At 56.4% G+C, this 15,637-nt stretch carries 12 protein-coding genes; 7 read left to right on the forward strand and 5 right to left on the reverse strand.

Annotated features, from left to right (window positions below):
* Window positions 1-534: 534 nt before the first annotated feature.
* Both I6L49_RS04060 and I6L49_RS04065 read right to left on the reverse strand, forming a co-directional pair.
* Window positions 535-969 carry a YcgN family cysteine cluster protein gene (locus I6L49_RS04060; protein WP_005352569.1) on the reverse strand — a complete coding sequence of 145 codons (435 nt, stop codon included), beginning with the start codon at window positions 967-969 and terminating at the stop codon, window positions 535-537.
* A gap of 410 nt (window positions 970-1,379) precedes the next feature.
* Window positions 1,380-1,865 carry a hypothetical protein gene (locus I6L49_RS04065; RefSeq protein WP_058058737.1) on the reverse strand — a complete coding sequence of 162 codons (486 nt, stop codon included), beginning with the start codon at window positions 1,863-1,865 and terminating at the stop codon, window positions 1,380-1,382.
* Window positions 1,866-2,095: 230 nt separating this feature from the next.
* Between I6L49_RS04065 and I6L49_RS04070 the strand changes: the two genes are divergently transcribed.
* Window positions 2,096-2,293, forward strand: a complete 198-nt coding sequence (locus tag I6L49_RS04070; protein ID WP_005333612.1) for a DUF4250 domain-containing protein — start codon at window positions 2,096-2,098, stop codon at window positions 2,291-2,293.
* A gap of 375 nt (window positions 2,294-2,668) precedes the next feature.
* Window positions 2,669-5,143, forward strand: coding sequence for a glycogen/starch/alpha-glucan phosphorylase (locus I6L49_RS04075; protein ID WP_216950658.1), 2,475 nt, complete (start codon window positions 2,669-2,671; stop codon window positions 5,141-5,143).
* A 63-nt stretch (window positions 5,144-5,206) separates the two neighbouring features.
* Here I6L49_RS04075 and I6L49_RS04080 read toward each other — a convergent pair whose 3' ends face one another.
* On the reverse strand, window positions 5,207-6,589 hold the full coding sequence (locus I6L49_RS04080; RefSeq protein ID WP_005333606.1) for a DASS family sodium-coupled anion symporter: 1,383 nt from the start codon (window positions 6,587-6,589) through the stop codon (window positions 5,207-5,209).
* A 161-nt stretch (window positions 6,590-6,750) separates the two neighbouring features.
* Window positions 6,751-7,185, reverse strand: coding sequence for a thioredoxin TrxC (trxC, locus tag I6L49_RS04085; RefSeq protein ID WP_005352560.1), 435 nt, complete (start codon window positions 7,183-7,185; stop codon window positions 6,751-6,753).
* 187 nt (window positions 7,186-7,372) lie between these two features.
* Between trxC and I6L49_RS04090 the strand changes: the two genes are divergently transcribed.
* From I6L49_RS04090 to I6L49_RS04105, 4 genes are all read left to right on the forward strand, one after another.
* Window positions 7,373-10,177, forward strand: a complete 2,805-nt coding sequence (locus I6L49_RS04090; RefSeq protein WP_216950659.1) for a response regulator — start codon at window positions 7,373-7,375, stop codon at window positions 10,175-10,177.
* A 166-nt stretch (window positions 10,178-10,343) separates the two neighbouring features.
* Window positions 10,344-12,080 carry an ABC transporter transmembrane domain-containing protein gene (locus tag I6L49_RS04095; protein ID WP_216950660.1) on the forward strand — a complete coding sequence of 579 codons (1,737 nt, stop codon included), beginning with the start codon at window positions 10,344-10,346 and terminating at the stop codon, window positions 12,078-12,080.
* Window positions 12,077-13,828, forward strand: coding sequence for an ABC transporter transmembrane domain-containing protein (locus tag I6L49_RS04100; protein WP_216950661.1), 1,752 nt, complete (start codon window positions 12,077-12,079; stop codon window positions 13,826-13,828). Before I6L49_RS04095 ends, I6L49_RS04100 begins: the two co-directional genes overlap by 4 nt.
* Before the next feature lie 165 nt (window positions 13,829-13,993).
* On the forward strand, window positions 13,994-14,467 hold the full coding sequence (locus I6L49_RS04105) for a DUF4442 domain-containing protein (RefSeq protein ID WP_005333599.1): 474 nt from the start codon (window positions 13,994-13,996) through the stop codon (window positions 14,465-14,467).
* A 33-nt stretch (window positions 14,468-14,500) separates the two neighbouring features.
* Here I6L49_RS04105 and ybcJ read toward each other — a convergent pair whose 3' ends face one another.
* The gene (gene ybcJ, locus I6L49_RS04110) at window positions 14,501-14,734 is read right to left on the reverse strand and encodes a ribosome-associated protein YbcJ (RefSeq protein ID WP_005361116.1); all 234 of its coding nucleotides are present in this window, start codon (window positions 14,732-14,734) and stop codon (window positions 14,501-14,503) included.
* A 260-nt stretch (window positions 14,735-14,994) separates the two neighbouring features.
* Here ybcJ and I6L49_RS04115 point away from each other — a divergent pair, with 260 nt between their 5' ends.
* Window positions 14,995-15,558 (forward strand): phaC PHA synthase, encoded by a 564-nt coding sequence (locus tag I6L49_RS04115; RefSeq protein WP_201953264.1) that lies wholly within the window; start codon window positions 14,995-14,997, stop codon window positions 15,556-15,558.
* The last annotated feature ends 79 nt before the right edge of the window (window positions 15,559-15,637 follow it).

Consider the following 15,637-nt stretch of genomic DNA (forward strand, 5'->3'; position numbering starts at 1 on the left):
TAATCACAACATGTATGGAGATGGTATTCACCTGACAGTTGTCATGGGGTATTTGAACAGGGCTATGGCGCAGGTGTTCATCAGGGTTGAACTTGGCACAGCCTGTAATGCGATAACGCGTTATTCACGCTCTAAGGGAATAGGGCGATTGCTTTGCCTGCCATTGCATCAATGTTGCTATGGCCTGTGGAACAGGCTTATCAGGTTTAAGGGGGGAAGAGAGACTCCATCGTGGGTATAAAGCAATACCCGTAAGCCTGTGACTATGGAATTATTCTCTGCCTCTGCCTCTGCCTCTGCCTCTGCCTCTGCCTCTGCCTCTGCCTCTGCCTCTGCCTCTGCCTCTGCCTCTGCCTCTGCCTCTGCCTCTGCCTCTGCCTCTATCTCTCTCAATGCGCAGCTGGGAGGTGTCTGGTTTAGCCAGCCAGATATGTGTGTGGCTCAAGCCAACCAAACTACAAACCCTGCTTGCAGAAACAACAAGGGCTGCACATTGTGCAGCCCTTGCCTCTGGATAATAGCGGGTTGAGCGTGTCAGCTGGCCCAGGTGATGATGTGATCGATCCATTCACCCGCCTGATCCTCGTGAATGACTTTGCCACGGACGGATTGACCAGCCTGATGCATCGCGGAACGACTGCCGGTCAGCAGAGGATGCCACTCTGGAAGAGCGTCACCTTCAGACAGCAGGCGATATGCGCAGGTTGAGGGGAGCCAGTCATATTCGGCGATCTTGTCATGGGTGATCTGCAGACAGTCAGGCTCTTTTTTGAAACGATTGGCGTAATCAGAGCACTGACAGGTCTTGGTGTTAAGCAAATTGCAGGCGACATTGGTGAAAACCAGTTCGTCGGTATCTTCATCGATCAGCTTGTTGAGGCAGCATTTTCCGCAACCATCGCAGAGGGATTCCCATTCGGATTCAGTCATCTGCTGCAGACTCTTGGTCTGCCAAAAGGGGGCTTGCATCATACCGCTCACTTATTACACCTGATAAAACGCGTGGTTATACCCCTTGTTACCCGGTATTTCAAGGAGAGGGTCACTCCGGTGGGCAAATTGTCGTGATCAGCTCAAATGAATGCAATGACTTTCAGCCTCATCATATTGCTCAAACGGGTTCGCTGGTGGGCAGGAAGTCCCGCAGGTTTGAATACTTGGGCTACATGATTGTCCAGTTCAGGTTTTTTTCTGCTTCTTTATCCGTTACATCTTTTGATGTTTGTCTGCTTGCAGCAAGCAGGGTCAAATGATCTCCGATGCCTACCGTCAGGCTGTTGCAAGCTTGTCTTTCAAATAAAGCCGCTGGTCACATATTGTTTGCGCCCTGCTGTCACTGCGACCCGCGGGAGAGCCTGCGTAGGCGTTCGTTTTTTGTCTTAATGATTGAGATAGATATCTTGCTCTGCATAGGCCAGCAGAGGTGTGCCGAGGTTAGTCCGTTTCGTGCCAAAGAAGCGGGTGAGTACGCCAGATTGCTGTCCCAGTCGCTGCAGCTTGACGTGATCCAGCTCGATCTGCTCGGGTAGCCAGGTAAATACGGCGGCGCAGTGACCATTGCCCAGACTGCGCTCCAGGGTTTGCTGCCAGTTCTTGATTTTGGGGCTATGTACCACCAGCACTCTCTTGGGATCTATACCTCGCTCTTCCAGACGGCTGACTGTGGGGCGTCCCGGCGGGGCGATCAACAAGATCCAGCCGGTATGAGCCTCCCCAAGCTTGGTCAGCTCGCTCAGAAACTGATCATCAGACTGGATAGTCACACCATAATGAGCCAACTCCGCTTTGCAGGCGGTTCTGGTTGGCCAGGGCTTGCTCATGACACGATTCATCGCAAAGGGCAGTGAGTGCAGGGGCTGGTTCATATATGGGGTTCCTGTATGAATATCCAAGCTGTATGTGTATACAGTAGTTCTATCCTGTGGCAGTGACAAGGTGTTTTTGCTGAAAAATGTGATGGTGTTGGCATGTGTCGTTAGTAAGGTTATGTTTTTAAACACTATTTAATATAAAGCTGGTTGGGTGTTTTTCGTACTATGGACAAACCTTGCGTAACCGCCCATGGTTATACAGGTCATTTACAGGAGGTGCCGCCATGGATATCAGTACCTTGCAACGTCTTGATGCCAACATCTTGCTGGGCATCATCAATGAGAAGCTAAGGCTTGAGTGTGACGGGTTGGAGGAGCTGCTGGCCTATTACGATATGAGTGAAGAGCAGTTGGCAGGACGTCTGGATCAGATTGGGTACCATTACGATCCATTGAGCAATCAGTTCAAAGCACATCTTTAAGGGTGCAATGATTGCTTCATATTTATACGGTAATTTTTCAGGCACATTGAAACCGGTTTCAATGTGCCGTCTTGCTGCCTATTTTCAGGGATTTTCAAGGCTTGGCAATCTCTGAAAACCTATTCATGCCAGAATATTTTTATTGTTTCATTAAGTTTATGATAATAAAGGGAATATTTGTTTTTGTGCGATCAATTAAAGGAAAGGGTTTTCAAGCTTTTCAGGCTGTTTTTATCGGTTAAAGTGTGACTTGCGTTAACTTTTAATTCTGCCGCTTTAGTTAGTATTCTCACGCCGGTACATATTTTGAGATAACAACAGCGCCGGTCCCGCAAGCGGGATAACAATTTTATTTGTAACGAAGGAATATGGTTTATGGCTACCAAGAAGAAGACAGACCAGGATCTCCAACTGGATAAAGATCAGCTCAAGGCGAGTATCGTGCGTCACCTGCGTTCTACCTTGGGAACAAGCGAACAGAAAGCCTCTCCCGAAGCGTGGTGGAAAGCCACTGCTGCGGCTGTCAATGAACAGGTGTACGAGCGCCTGACCCGCACTCAGCAGACTCATTTCAAGAAAGATACTCGTGCGATTCACTATCTCTCTGCTGAATTCCTGATGGGACGATTGACTTCCAACAACCTGCACAACCTCTCCCTCTACAAGACTTGCGAAGAGGCGCTGGGCGAACTCGGTCTGGAACTGACCGACCTGTGCGAACAAGAGCCGGACATGGCACTTGGCAACGGCGGCCTGGGTCGTCTGGCTGCCTGCTTTATCGACTCGCTGGCCACTCTGAACTATCCGGCTGTTGGTTACGGTATCCACTACGAACACGGTCTGTTCCGTCAGGAAATCCAGGATGGCCGCCAGATCGAGCGTCCGGACTCCTGGCGTGAATATGGCAACCCCTGGGAGATCTGCCGCCCCGAGTCGGTGCAAGAAGTGCCGCTCTATGGCTACGTCGAGACCGTGTTTGGTGACAATGGTAGCCTGAAGAAGGTATGGCACGCCGGTCGCAAGATTAAAGGGGTGCCTTGGGATATTCCGGTGGTCGGTTTTGGCGGTCACACCGTCAACATCCTGCGTTTGTGGGAATCCCGCGCCTCCGAGTTTTTCGACTGGGACGTGTTCAACGCCGGTGGTTACATCGACTCCCAGGCTGAGAAAGCCCAGGCCGAGACCATCTCCAAGGTGCTGTATCCGAACGATGAGACCGATGCAGGTAAAGAGCTGCGTCTGATCCAGCAGTACTTCTTCTGTGCTTGCTCCATCAAGGACATCATGCGCCGCTACAAGCGGGTCCATGGCAGTGACTTCAGCAACTTTGCCGCGCAAATTGCTATTCAGCTCAACGATACTCACCCGACTGTCGCCATCCCGGAACTGATGCGGGTGCTGGTTGACGAGGAAGATCTGAACTGGGATGCCGCTTGGGCTATCTGCTATCAGGTCTTCTCTTATACCAACCACACTCTGCTGCCGGAAGCGCTGGAGAAGTGGTCGGTCAGCCTGTTCGAGAAAGTACTGCCTCGCCATCTGGAGGTGATTTACGAGATCAACGCACGCTTCCTGAACGAGCTTGTAGAGCCCAAGTGGCCGGGCAACGATGCTATCAAAGCCAAGCTCTCCATCATCGAAGAGGGAGATGTGCGCAAGGTTCGCATGGGCAACCTGTGCGTGATCGGTTCGTCCAAAGTGAACGGTGTGGCCGAGATCCACTCCAAGCTGGTGAAGGAAGATCTCTTCCCCGAGTATGCCGAGCTGTGGCCGGAAAAAATGTGCAACGTGACCAACGGGGTGACCCCGCGTCGCTGGCTGCTGGCGTGCAACCCGGAACTGGCTGCACTCTATAACGAGGTGGTGGGCAAGGAGTGGCCGCTGCAGCTGGACAAGCTGCGTGGTGTCGTGAAGTTTGCCGACGACAAAGCGTTCCAGAAGCAGTTTATGACCATCAAGCGTCACAACAAAGAGAAGCTGGTCAAAGTCATCAAGGCGGAAACCGGCATTGATGTCAGCGCCGAGGCAATCTTCGATGTCCAGATCAAGCGTCTGCACGAGTACAAACGTCAGCAGCTGAACCTTATCCACATCATGGCGCTCTACCGTCGTCTGCTGGCCAACCCGGACTATGACATGCATCCGCGCGTGTTCATTTTCGGCTCCAAAGCGGCACCGGGTTACAAGCTGGCCAAAGACATCATCTATGCCATCAACAAGTTGGCGGATCGGGTCAACAATGACGCCCGTATTCAGGGCAAGTTGAAAGTGGTGTTCATGCCGAACTACCGCGTGAGCCTGGCCGAGAAGCTGATTCCGGCGGCTGATGTCTCCGAGCAGATCTCTACTGCTGGCTATGAAGCGTCCGGTACCGGCAACATGAAGATGGCCCTCAACGGTGCCATCACCATCGGTACTCTGGACGGCGCCAACATCGAGATCGCAGAAGAGGCCGGTGCTGAAAACTGCGCCATCTTCGGTCTGAACGTGGACGAGGTGAAGGCCCTGAAAGGCCGCGGTTACAACCCGTATGACTTCTACTATGCGAACTCAGAGCTGAAAGCTGTGCTGGACTGGTTTGACACCGACTACTTTACTCCGGGGCGTCCGGGTGAGCTGGCTTCCATCAAGCGCTCCTTGCTGGAAGGGGGTGACCCTTACCTGACACTGGCGGACTTCCAGTCCTACTCCGATGCGCACAAGCTGATCGACACCTGGTATCGCGATCCGGCGTTGTGGGCTAAGAAGGCCATCATCAACTCGGCCACCATGGGTAAGTTCAACTCAGACCGTTCCATCCAGGACTATGTGGATCGGATCTGGGCTCTGAAGGCCTGCAACATCGGCTAATCGGATTCATAAATGAGAAAACCCCCGCAATGCGGGGGTTTTTGTTTATTGGGGGGAGGTGGTTCAGAGGATATCGCCAACGAAGTAGGCCAGCAGGGCGAGCAACACGGTAAAGACCACGTTCAGAGCCATACCGGCTTTCATCATCTCCCTCTGGCGGATGTGGCCACTGGCAAAGACGATGGCATTGGGCGGCGTGGCGACCGGCAGCATAAAGGCACAGGAGGCACCGATAGCGATCAACACCGACATCACCACAGGTGATACACCCAGCGCCTCGGCGACACCGGCAAACAGGGGAACCAACAGCGCGGCGGTGGCGGTGTTGGAGACCAGCTCGGTCAGGAACACCACGAAGGCGGCCAGCATAAGCAATACGACAAAAATGTTGGCGTTGGAGAGCACGGCCGACAAATGGCTGGCCAGGAATGCGCTGGTACCAGTGGCCTTGAGAATGGCGCTCAGAGTCAGACCGCCGCCAAACAGCATCAGCACGCCCCAGTCGGTGTTCTGGTTGACGTCATCCCAGCTGGCGACACGGCTGACCACGATGGCTACGATGGCGCCCATGGCAATCAGGGTGTCGAGTTGCGGAATACCGCCAAAGGCGTTGGAGATGGGTTGTGAGCCGATCCAGAGCACAACGGTGGTCAGGAAGATTGCCAGCGTCACTTTCCGCTCGCGGGTCCAGTTGATGGTGACATCCTGGATCTCGACGCGGTGGCTGAGACGCGGGCGGGTTACCAGATAGAGCAGGGCAATGCCGCAGGGCATCAGGATCAGCACTACTGGAACACCGAATTTCATCCAGTCAGTGAAGCCAATCCCCATCTGGGCTGCTGCGATGGCGTTGGGTGGGCTACCCACCAGGGTACCGATGCCACCGATACTGGCGCTGTAGGCGATCCCCAGCAATACGAAGACGAAGGTGGCGCGCTCTTTTTTGCTATCGAGGCGTGCCAGCATACCGATCGCCAGTGGCAGCATCATGGCGGTGGTAGCGGTGTTGCTGATCCACATCGACATGGCGGCTGTGATGGTAAAGAGCAGGATGACGCCCCAACCCAGATGACCATTGGCCAGGTGCATCACCTTGCCTGCCATCAGGGTATCCAGTCCCTGTTTGGAGAGGGCTGCCGCGAGGGCGAAACCGCCAAAAAAGAGGAACAGGATCGGGTTGGCAAAATCGGTGAGGGATTTGCTCATGTCAAACACCCCGAGCACGGTAGCCAGCAGGGGTACCAGCAGCGCGGTGATGGTGACGTGCAGTGCTTCGGTCAGCCAGAGGATGGCGATAAAGACCAGAATGCCCAGCCCCTTGTTGACCATGGGGTCAAACGGGAGCCAGGCGAGCATGGCACAAAGTAGCAAGACATCCAGGATGACGATCCCTGATTTGATGTCCAGCCAGCGAGATGGAGCAGAGGGTACAGCTGATGTGTGCATAATGTTCTCTCGGTTAATTTATGGTTGTTTTTGTGTTGCCGAGGTTACATCCATTCACTTGTTTGAAACAGACTCACATGTTGAAAATCAGCCTCTACTCACATACTCATTGATAAAAATGAGGAAATGAACACATAAATAAAACATGTGCGAAATATAAATCAAACATCCATGAACTGTTCCAGCCATTGCTTGAACATGCTCTTGGGCAAGGAGCCATTTATCTGGTTCACCAGTTTGCCCTGTTGGAAGACCATCAGGGTGGGGATGCTGCGAATGGCGTAACGGGCGGCAATGGTGCTCTGTTGCTCGGTATCGACTTTGGCAAAGCGCATCCGTGGTTCGAGTTCATGGGCAACCTCATGAAATACCGGAGCAAACTGCTGGCAGGGGCCGCACCAGCTGGCCCAGAAATCGACCACGACCGGGATGTCTGAGTTGATCAGGGTATCGAAGTTATCCGCATTCCCGAGGCAAGGGGTCTGGCTGAACAGGAGGGCTTTGCAGCGCCCGCATTTGGCAGATGTATCGATATGGGTAACGGGCAGGCGGTTCCTGGTAAAGCAGTGGCTACAATAAGTAGTGATAAATGACATAATTGGTTCCTTCTAAATCAGCTCTGGCCGGGGATATGATGAAAAGCCAGAATGAAGCAATCGCGAAACAATAGCGAAATATCAGAGCAATAACGGTAACACAGTGCCCAGCGGGAGTGGATAATTCCCCCTGGGTTCATTGCCTGACCGGATAATTCAGCGACCACCAGATGAGAGTCGAGACGGGATGAATAAAGGATCACGGAAAAACCGTGCTGTGCCAGGGCTGATTGTTGCCCTGCTGCTTGCCTTTTCGGGCTACTGCTGGCAGTCGCTCAGTCAGCAGCAGCAGGCCCACAACCTGAACGAAGCGGCCGAGGTGGTGCTGAACAGGATCAACGCCGATACCCTCTATCTGCTTGGGCGGGAGCAGGCCAATGACAGCAATGTTCAGCAGCGCCTGAACCAGTTATCCATCACCCTTGACGGTTTTGTACGGGAAGTCAGAAGCGATCCCGAGCTGGTGCAAGACGACCTTTCCCAGGCTCTGCTTGATGACATGGACAACTATCTGATGGCGCTGGCCAGGCTTCATGCCATTGAGATGGCTATCGAGTACCTCAATGCGCCCCTGCAGGCCCAGATTAAAAAGGTGCGGGGGATAAGCCCGTCAGACAGTGCTCTCCATCGCGACCTGGAGGAGTTGGCGCAACTGAGCAACTATCTGCAGCGCAGTTGGGACAAACGTGAACAGACTACGCTGGACCAGCTGCAACAGCAGTTGCAATCCCGTTATGGCAACTTGCCGGAGATCGCCACCCTGATCCGCCTGAGCAAGGAGATGAGCCAGCAGGTGATTGCTTATCACACCTTGCGTTACCAGCTCATCGACATGCATGTGATCGAGAGTCTGGTGCGCTGGAAACTCGACAAGCTGGAGCACGCCTCCTCTTTGATGAACCGCTTCTATCTGATGGTGCTGTGCGGGGCTTTGATCTGCTTTGCGCTGGTGGCCTTCACCCTGTGGCGCCGCAACCAGAAGCTGAGCGAGTTGTCGCGCCAGACCGGCTTGCTGGCTCAGGCCAAAAGCGATTTTCTGGCCAACATGAGCCATGAGATCCGCACCCCCATGAATGCCATCATAGGTTTTAGCTCGCTGGCACTGCAGACTGAACTGGATCAACAACAGCGGGACTATTTGGGCAAGATCAAATCCTCATCCGATACCCTGCTGCTGCTGATCAACGACATCCTTGATTTGACCAAGGTGGAGTCAGGCAAGCTGACGTTGGAGGAGATCGACTTCGATCTCAGCGAGCAGCTCGATTCGCTGGCGGGCATGTTTGCCGATCTGGCGGAGCGCAAACACGTGGAAGTGGTTATTCGCAAGTCACCGGAAGTGCCGGTCTTCTTGCGTGGGGATCCCTTGCGATTGGGACAAGTGCTGGTCAATCTGGTGAACAACGCCATCAAGTTTACCGAACGCGGTGAAGTCGAAGTCTGCATCGAGCTGGCCAATCCTCACCCAATGCGGATCCGCTTCAGTGTGCGCGATACCGGCATCGGTATTGCCGAAGAGAAGCAGACCCAACTGTTTCAGGCGTTTACCCAGCTGGAGGCGGGCAATACCCGAAAATATGGCGGCTCGGGACTCGGGCTCAATATCTCCCAGCGGCTGGTGGAGCTGATGGGGGGGCGGATCACCGTAGAGAGCAAGCCTGGCGTCGGCTCTCTGTTCAAGTTCGATATTCCGATGGCGCAGGCGGTCTACGGCGTGGCTGGACGGAAAGTCTTCTTCGAAAACCAGCCGCTGGTGATGGTGATGGATGACAACGAACTGGTGCTGGATCTGGCCCGGGACATTCTGACTCGGGCGGGAGTGCGAGTGCTGCCGGTTAACTCCCTTTCCCGCGCCCGTCAGCTGCTCCGTGAAGAGGGACCGAATCTGCGGTTGGCGATCCTCGACTGGCGCATGGGTCAGGAGGATGGGCTCGATCTGGCGCTGGAGATGTATCAGCACAGCCAGTGGCGGCGGATCCCCATCCTGATGATCAGCGCCTGGGCCAGAGAGGGGCTGCACGCCCGGATGGACAGCATGGGGCTGACCCATTTTCTGCCCAAACCGATGACCGAAAATGCCCTGCTGGCCAAGGTGGACGAACTGCTCAACGGCAGCTCTTACGAGCTCAACCTGCGCAAGGCCGAGGCACAGGGGGATCAGCAACACTTCAAATCCCTGTTGCAGGGTACCCGAGTGCTGTTGGCGGAAGACAACCGGGTCAATCAGCAGCTCATCATCGAGTATCTGCGGCGCGTCGATGCGGTGGTGTGTGTGGTCAGCAATGGTCGGGAGGCGGTGGAGCGGGTCGCCGAGCAGCCTTTTGACGTGATCCTGATGGATTTGCAGATGCCGGTGCTGGACGGACTCGATGCCACCCGCCAGATCCGCAAGATGGTCGACAAACACGATGTGCCCATCATTGCCCTCACCGCCAGCGCTATGCCCGGTGACAAGGAGCGTTGCCTGGGGGTGGGGATGAATGGCTATGTTACCAAGCCGGTGAGCAAGCTGGATCTCTACAACAACCTGCTGCAGTGGGTAAAGCCGCAAGGGGTGGAGCAGGCGGGGATCATGGAGGTGAAACCGCCGGATATGATCGGGATCCTCGATCTGCAGGATGCCCTCAAGCGGCTGGAGCAGGACAAGGAGGCATTGCAGATCCTGTTCAAGCTGTTCATGTCGGAGCACAAGGACGATCTGTGGGAGATCCGCTCTGCCCTGCGCCGTCAGCAGCCCGAGGTGGCCAGCAAGCTGCTGCACACCCTCAAGGGGGTGTCTGCCAATATCTCGGCGGCCCGTCTGCAATTGGTGGCTGGCGAGCTGGAGTGGCGCCTGCGGCAAAACGAGGTGCTAAGCGAGACGGATCTGGAGCAGTTGCAACAGGTGTTCAGCCAGACCCGGGAAGAGGTGTCACACTTCCTGTTGACCGGTGAGCAGCATGAAAATTCGTATAATCCCTATTCATCAGGGGATGATCGCATGTCACAGTGAATTAAATAGTAATTATTCTCAACCATCCCGGTTCGGGATATGATGAGCTTTCGTTCGAATCGCCTCCAGCCGGAGGCGATTGTTTTCATTCTTCTATTTCTGCGTGGCTTCTCTGATGGCGGCTCCTTGGAGCGGTCACGGGCAGAGAGCGCTAAAGGTTGGTGGTGTGAGCGTATTTCTACGATTGAGCTGGTTTTTCAAGGAGCAGTGGCCCCGTTATCTGGCTGCCATCTCCCTGCTACTGATGGTAGCCCTGTTGACCGTTATTCCGCCCAAAGTGGTGGGCTGGGTGGTGGATGGCATCACCAGGGGCGGTCTCGACAATGGTACCCTGATGCGCTATCTGGCGGGGCTGTTTGGCCTGGGTGTGCTGATTTATCTGCTGCGCTACGTCTGGCGGGTGATGCTGTTTGGTGCCTCTTACCGTCTGGCCTATGTGTTGCGCAATCGCCTTTTCAGCCATTTCACCCGGATGAGCCCCGATTTTTATCAGCGCCACCGTACTGGCGATTTGATGGCCCATGCCACCAATGACATTCAGGCTGTGGAGATGACCGCTGGCGAAGGGGTGCTGACTCTGGTGGACTCCATCATGGTCGGGGTATTGGTGCTCTCCATCATGTGCAGCCAGTACTCCTGGCAGTTGACGCTGGTCTCCTTGCTGCCGCTACCGGTGATGGCCTATTTCATGAACCGCTTTGGCACCCAGATCTACACCCAGTTCAAGGCTGCGCAAGGGGCCTTCTCCAAGCTCAACAACAAGACCCAGGAGGCCCTTTCCGGCGTGCGGGTGTTGAAATCCTATGCGGTTGAATCGCTGGAAGATGAAGGCTTTGCCGAGCTGACCAAACAGGCGGGGGAGCGCAATATGGCGGTGGCCCGCATCGATGCCAAATTCGATCCGGTCATCTATCTCTGTATCGGTTGCTCCTACTTCCTCGCGGTGGCGGGGGGCAGTGTGCTGGTGCTGCGCGATGAGCTGACTCTGGGTGAGCTCACCAGCTTCACCATGTACCTCGGCCAGCTGATCTGGCCGATGTTTGCCATCGCCTGGCTGTTCAACATCATCGAGCGGGGTAGCGCCGCCTACTCCCGTATCGAAAGCCTGCTGGGGGAGCGCAGCGATATCGAAGAGCCCGCCCAGCCGGCCGCGTTTACCTCTGCCTTTCCTTTGCAGATCAAAGGGGTGAGCTATCAACTTGAGCAGCGCACCCTGCTTGCGGATATCGACCTTACCTTCAAGCAAGGGGGGATGCTCGGGGTGGTGGGGCGCACCGGGGCAGGCAAGAGCTCCCTGCTCAAGCTGTTGATGCGCCTTGCCAATCCGACTCACGGTTCGATTGTCATGGGTGGCGTTCCGATTGACCAGCTGCCGCTCGCCACACTGCGCAGCCAGTTTGCCTATGTGCCGCAGGAGCCATTCCTGTTTTCCACCACCATCGCAGCCAATATTGCCCTCGGCAAACCCGATGCGAGCCGCGAGGAGGTCGAACGGGTGGCGCGCATTGCCTGTGTCCACGATGATATCGTGCGTTTCCCCAAGGGCTATGAGACCGAGGTGGGGGAGAAAGGGGTGACCCTCTCCGGCGGCCAGAAACAGCGGCTGGCCATTGCCCGCGCCCTGCTGCTGGATGCGCCCATTCTGGTGCTCGATGATGCCCTCTCGGCAGTGGATGCCCACACCGAGCAGCAAATTCTGCATGCCCTCAAGGCCCATCGTCGCACCCTGATCCTGGTCAGCCATCGCATGACGGCGGTGGAGCAGGCCGACGAGATCCTGGTGCTGGAGCAGGGGGCCGTTAGCGAACGGGGTCATCACGGTGCCCTGATGGCGCACAATGGCTGGTATGCAGATATGGTGCGTTATCAGCGTCTCGAAGACGCGGTGGAGGAGAGCCTGTGAATCCGACCATTAAACGACTGCTCGCTTACTGCGCCCAGTATCCTCGCTGGCTGATCCAGGCGGGGATCTGTTTGCTGCTCGCCACCGGCGCCGAAGTTGCCGGGCCGCTGCTGATCAAGCTCTTTATCGATGACTATCTGGCGCCTCGCAATATCGTGCTGCCCACCATAGCCCTGATTGCAGCGGGCTATCTGGGCTTGCAGGTACTCTCGGCGGCGGGCTTCTATTTGCAATCCCTGCGCTTTAACCGTATCGCCCAGGCGGTGGTGCAAACCTTGCGCGAGCAGGTGTTTGCCACCGCCATCCGCTTGCCGGCCCGCTACTTTGACAAGCATCGATCCGGCTCGCTGATTTCCCGCATCACCAACGACACCGAAGCGATCATGAACCTCTATGTGCAGGTGATCGGCTTGCTGGTGCAAAAGGTGGTGCTGTTGTGCGGCATCCTCATCTCCATGGCGCTACTGGATCTGCGGCTGATGCTGGTCTGCTCCCTGCTGCTGCCCGCCGTGGGCGGGGTGATGTGGCTCTACCAGAAACTGAGCGTGCCAGTGGTGCGAGCGACCCGCAGTCTGCTCTCCGACATCAACAGCCGCCTCAACGAGTCGCTGCAGGGGATGCCGGTTATTCAGGCGATGGTGCAGGAGCGCCACTTTGCCAACGCCTTTGCCGAGGTGAACCAGCAACACTGGTCGGCACGGATCAAGAGCCTCAAGATCAACGGCATTTTGCTGCGTCCGCTCATCGATCTCTTCTACATGATGGTGCTGATCGGCCTGTTGGCGCTGTTTGCCCATGAGGGGGGGAGCCACGCGGGTGCCATTCAGGTGGGGGTGCTCTATGCCTTTATCAGCTATCTGGGCCGGATGATCGAGCCGCTCATCGAGATGACCAACCAGCTTAACCAGTTGCAGCAGGCGATGGTGGCGGGGGAGCGGGTCTTTGCCCTGCTCGATGAAACCCGCGAGAGCACCGAGGGCGAGCTGCGCCCGCTGGAAGGGCGGGTCAGTTTCGAGCGGGTGAGCTTTTCCTACGATGGTGAGCAACAGGTGCTGCGGGAGGTCAGTTTTTCCGCAAAACCGGGCCAGATGCTGGCGCTGGTGGGTCATACCGGCAGCGGCAAGTCCACCATCATCAGCTTGCTGATGGGCTTCTATCCGCTGGATCAGGGGCAGATCCGCTTCGATGATCACGCACTGGATTCTCTGTCGCTGGCGGCTGTGCGCCGCAGCATCGGGCTGGTGCAGCAAGATCCCTTTATCTTCGTCGGCACCCTGGCGGAGAACCTGCGTCTCGGCCGCGCCGGAATAGACGAAGTGCGGCTCTGGCAGGCGTTGAGCGAGGTGCAGCTGGCCGAGTTTGTGCGCAGCCTGCCACAGGGGATCAATACCCTGATGGAGGAGGGGGGCAAGAACCTCTCCGCCGGCCAGCGGCAACTGCTCTCCTTTGCCCGGGCGCTGGTGGGGGATCCGCGTATCCTCATTCTGGATGAAGCGACGGCCAGCGTGGACTCCCAGACCGAGTTGGCGCTGTCGCAGGCGATCTCTGTCGCCCGTCGTGGTCGCACTACCATCGCCATCGCCCACCGCCTCTCGACCATCGTCGATGCGGACGAGATCCTGCTGCTCTCCCGCGGTCAGGTGAGCGAGCGGGGCAGCCACAGCGAGCTGATGGTCCTCGGCGGCCATTATGCCCAGTTGTTCGAGATGCAGAGTCAGGGTGCTTGGCTGGAAGAGAAGCGCGCCTGATCGGCACATTTGCTGTAACAGCGACATGAACGAAAAGAGGGAACCGGTGCGGTTCCCTCTTTTTTTGCGCCAGTCAAATGGTCGCAACGGTGATCCCTGTGCTTGTCGAATGACGCGGATGCAGGCAACATGTTGTTTACATTAACTCATCGGATCAGTTCGCATATGGATTTGCAACGCTTCAAAGCCAATCTGGCGCTCCGGCTGTTTGCCTGGCGCTATATTCCCGTCATCGGGTTTTGTGCCCCGATCATCGAAGAGATGAACGCCAAGGCGCTGCGCATTCGCATTCCCCTTGGCTGGCGTACCCGTAACCACCTGGGCAGCATGTATTTTGGTGCGCTGGCGACCGGCGCCGATCTGGTAGGTGGTCTGCTGGTGATGGAGAAGGGGCGGCAGCGGCGCAAGAAGGTGCACTTTGCCTTCAAGGATGTGCAGGGAGAGTTTTTGAAACGACCGGAGGGGGATGTGCAGTTCGACTGCGCAGCGGGGGAGGAGATTGACGCCATGATCGACGAATCGCTGGCAAGCGGTCAGCGCATCAATCGCCCCATCCGGGTGGTGGCAACCTGTCCGTCATTGAACGGGGATGAGGCGATGGCGCGTTTTGTGCTGACCCTGTCGATCAAGGTCAGCTAGCGGGTTGCCGGAGAGTGGCTCCCCGAAACGGGTTTAGCCAATCTCCGGGCTGACGCCCTCTTTCACCACGACCTTCATGCCGTTGAAGTTGACCACCTGTTCGGCCACGATCTTGCAGCGCTTGCGGGTCTCCACCTGACCGTCCACCTCGACCAGCCCTTCGGCAACGAGGGCTTTGGCGGCGCCGCCACAATCGGCCCACCCCTGATGTTTGATAAGGTCACACAAGGCAACGAAGGGGTGACCTTCGAGCAGAAACGTCTCCATGGGAAATCCTCTAGATGGATGAATGCCGGATACAGCAGGGCGACTATTTTAGGCAGTTCGCTCAGGCAAAGAAAGGAAGAGGGGCCACTCGCTGCGAAAAAGTGGCCGATTGTCCTTAAGGTGGCGCTTTCGCAAGACCTGATGGAGAGGAGAGAGGGCCACCCGTGACGTATCGTGACGCACCTCGTCCCTGCTGGTGTGCCCACACTCGCCCCTGACTGTTAGGATCGGGCCACTCTCAATGGCCCAAGGAACTTTCCATGACACTCTCCCGCCTGCTGCTGGCATGCAGCGCCCTGACTCTGTGCGGTGTCGCGCAGGCCAGTACTCCGGTGCAGGTCTCGCTGCCCGGGGTCAATTTGCCCGCGTCCCATCAGGTGGAAGGGGCGCGCGCCTCGCTGCTCTATGGCCGGACCGGTCAGGTGAAGGGCATTGATCTGCCGATCTTCGCCCTCTCAGATGTGGATCAGTTCAGCGGCCTGCAGCTCGGGGTATTCTTGGGTGCTGGTCGGGTGCGCCACCAGTTTGGCGGGGTCGCCATCAACGCCATCAACTGGCACGAAGGGCAGGATACCGGCGTCAATCTGGGGCTGGTCAACCTGACCAACAATGTGCAGGGGCTTAACTGGGGGGCGGTCAATATCGCCAAGGGCAATGCGCTGGCCAACGTTGGCTTCGTCAACTATGCCGAGCGTACCACCTTCCAGATTGGCTTTATCAATGCGACCAAGCACCTCGATGGCTTGCAGATCGGGCTGGCCAACTACGCCACCAACGGCGTGTTTCCCATTTTGCCACTGGTGAACTTCCAGAAATCGTTCTGACAAGGCAGTTCGCTTTGCGTTAAGGGCCTCTGCTGATTACCCTGTGCCTCTTGTAACTTGTGACAGGCGAACAGAGGTG

Origin of the sequence: Aeromonas sp. FDAARGOS 1419 (assembly GCF_019047045.1) — a bacterium.
Lineage (GTDB): Bacteria > Pseudomonadota > Gammaproteobacteria > Enterobacterales > Aeromonadaceae > Aeromonas > Aeromonas veronii.

What these genes read in the sequence shown, in the direction of transcription:
- I6L49_RS04060 (WP_005352569.1), bottom strand. Translation starts at nt 969, where the DNA reads ATGCAAGCCCCCTTTTGGCAGACCAAGAGTCTGCAGCAGATGACTGAA.
- I6L49_RS04065 (WP_058058737.1), bottom strand. Translation starts at nt 1,865, where the DNA reads ATGAACCAGCCCCTGCACTCACTGCCCTTTGCGATGAATCGTGTCATG.
- I6L49_RS04070 (WP_005333612.1), top strand. Translation starts at nt 2,096, where the DNA reads ATGGATATCAGTACCTTGCAACGTCTTGATGCCAACATCTTGCTGGGC.
- I6L49_RS04075 (WP_216950658.1), top strand. Translation starts at nt 2,669, where the DNA reads ATGGCTACCAAGAAGAAGACAGACCAGGATCTCCAACTGGATAAAGAT.
- I6L49_RS04080 (WP_005333606.1), bottom strand. Translation starts at nt 6,589, where the DNA reads ATGCACACATCAGCTGTACCCTCTGCTCCATCTCGCTGGCTGGACATC.
- trxC (WP_005352560.1), bottom strand. Translation starts at nt 7,185, where the DNA reads ATGTCATTTATCACTACTTATTGTAGCCACTGCTTTACCAGGAACCGC.
- I6L49_RS04090 (WP_216950659.1), top strand. Translation starts at nt 7,373, where the DNA reads ATGAATAAAGGATCACGGAAAAACCGTGCTGTGCCAGGGCTGATTGTT.
- I6L49_RS04105 (WP_005333599.1), top strand. Translation starts at nt 13,994, where the DNA reads ATGGATTTGCAACGCTTCAAAGCCAATCTGGCGCTCCGGCTGTTTGCC.
- ybcJ (WP_005361116.1), bottom strand. Translation starts at nt 14,734, where the DNA reads ATGGAGACGTTTCTGCTCGAAGGTCACCCCTTCGTTGCCTTGTGTGAC.
- I6L49_RS04115 (WP_201953264.1), top strand. Translation starts at nt 14,995, where the DNA reads ATGACACTCTCCCGCCTGCTGCTGGCATGCAGCGCCCTGACTCTGTGC.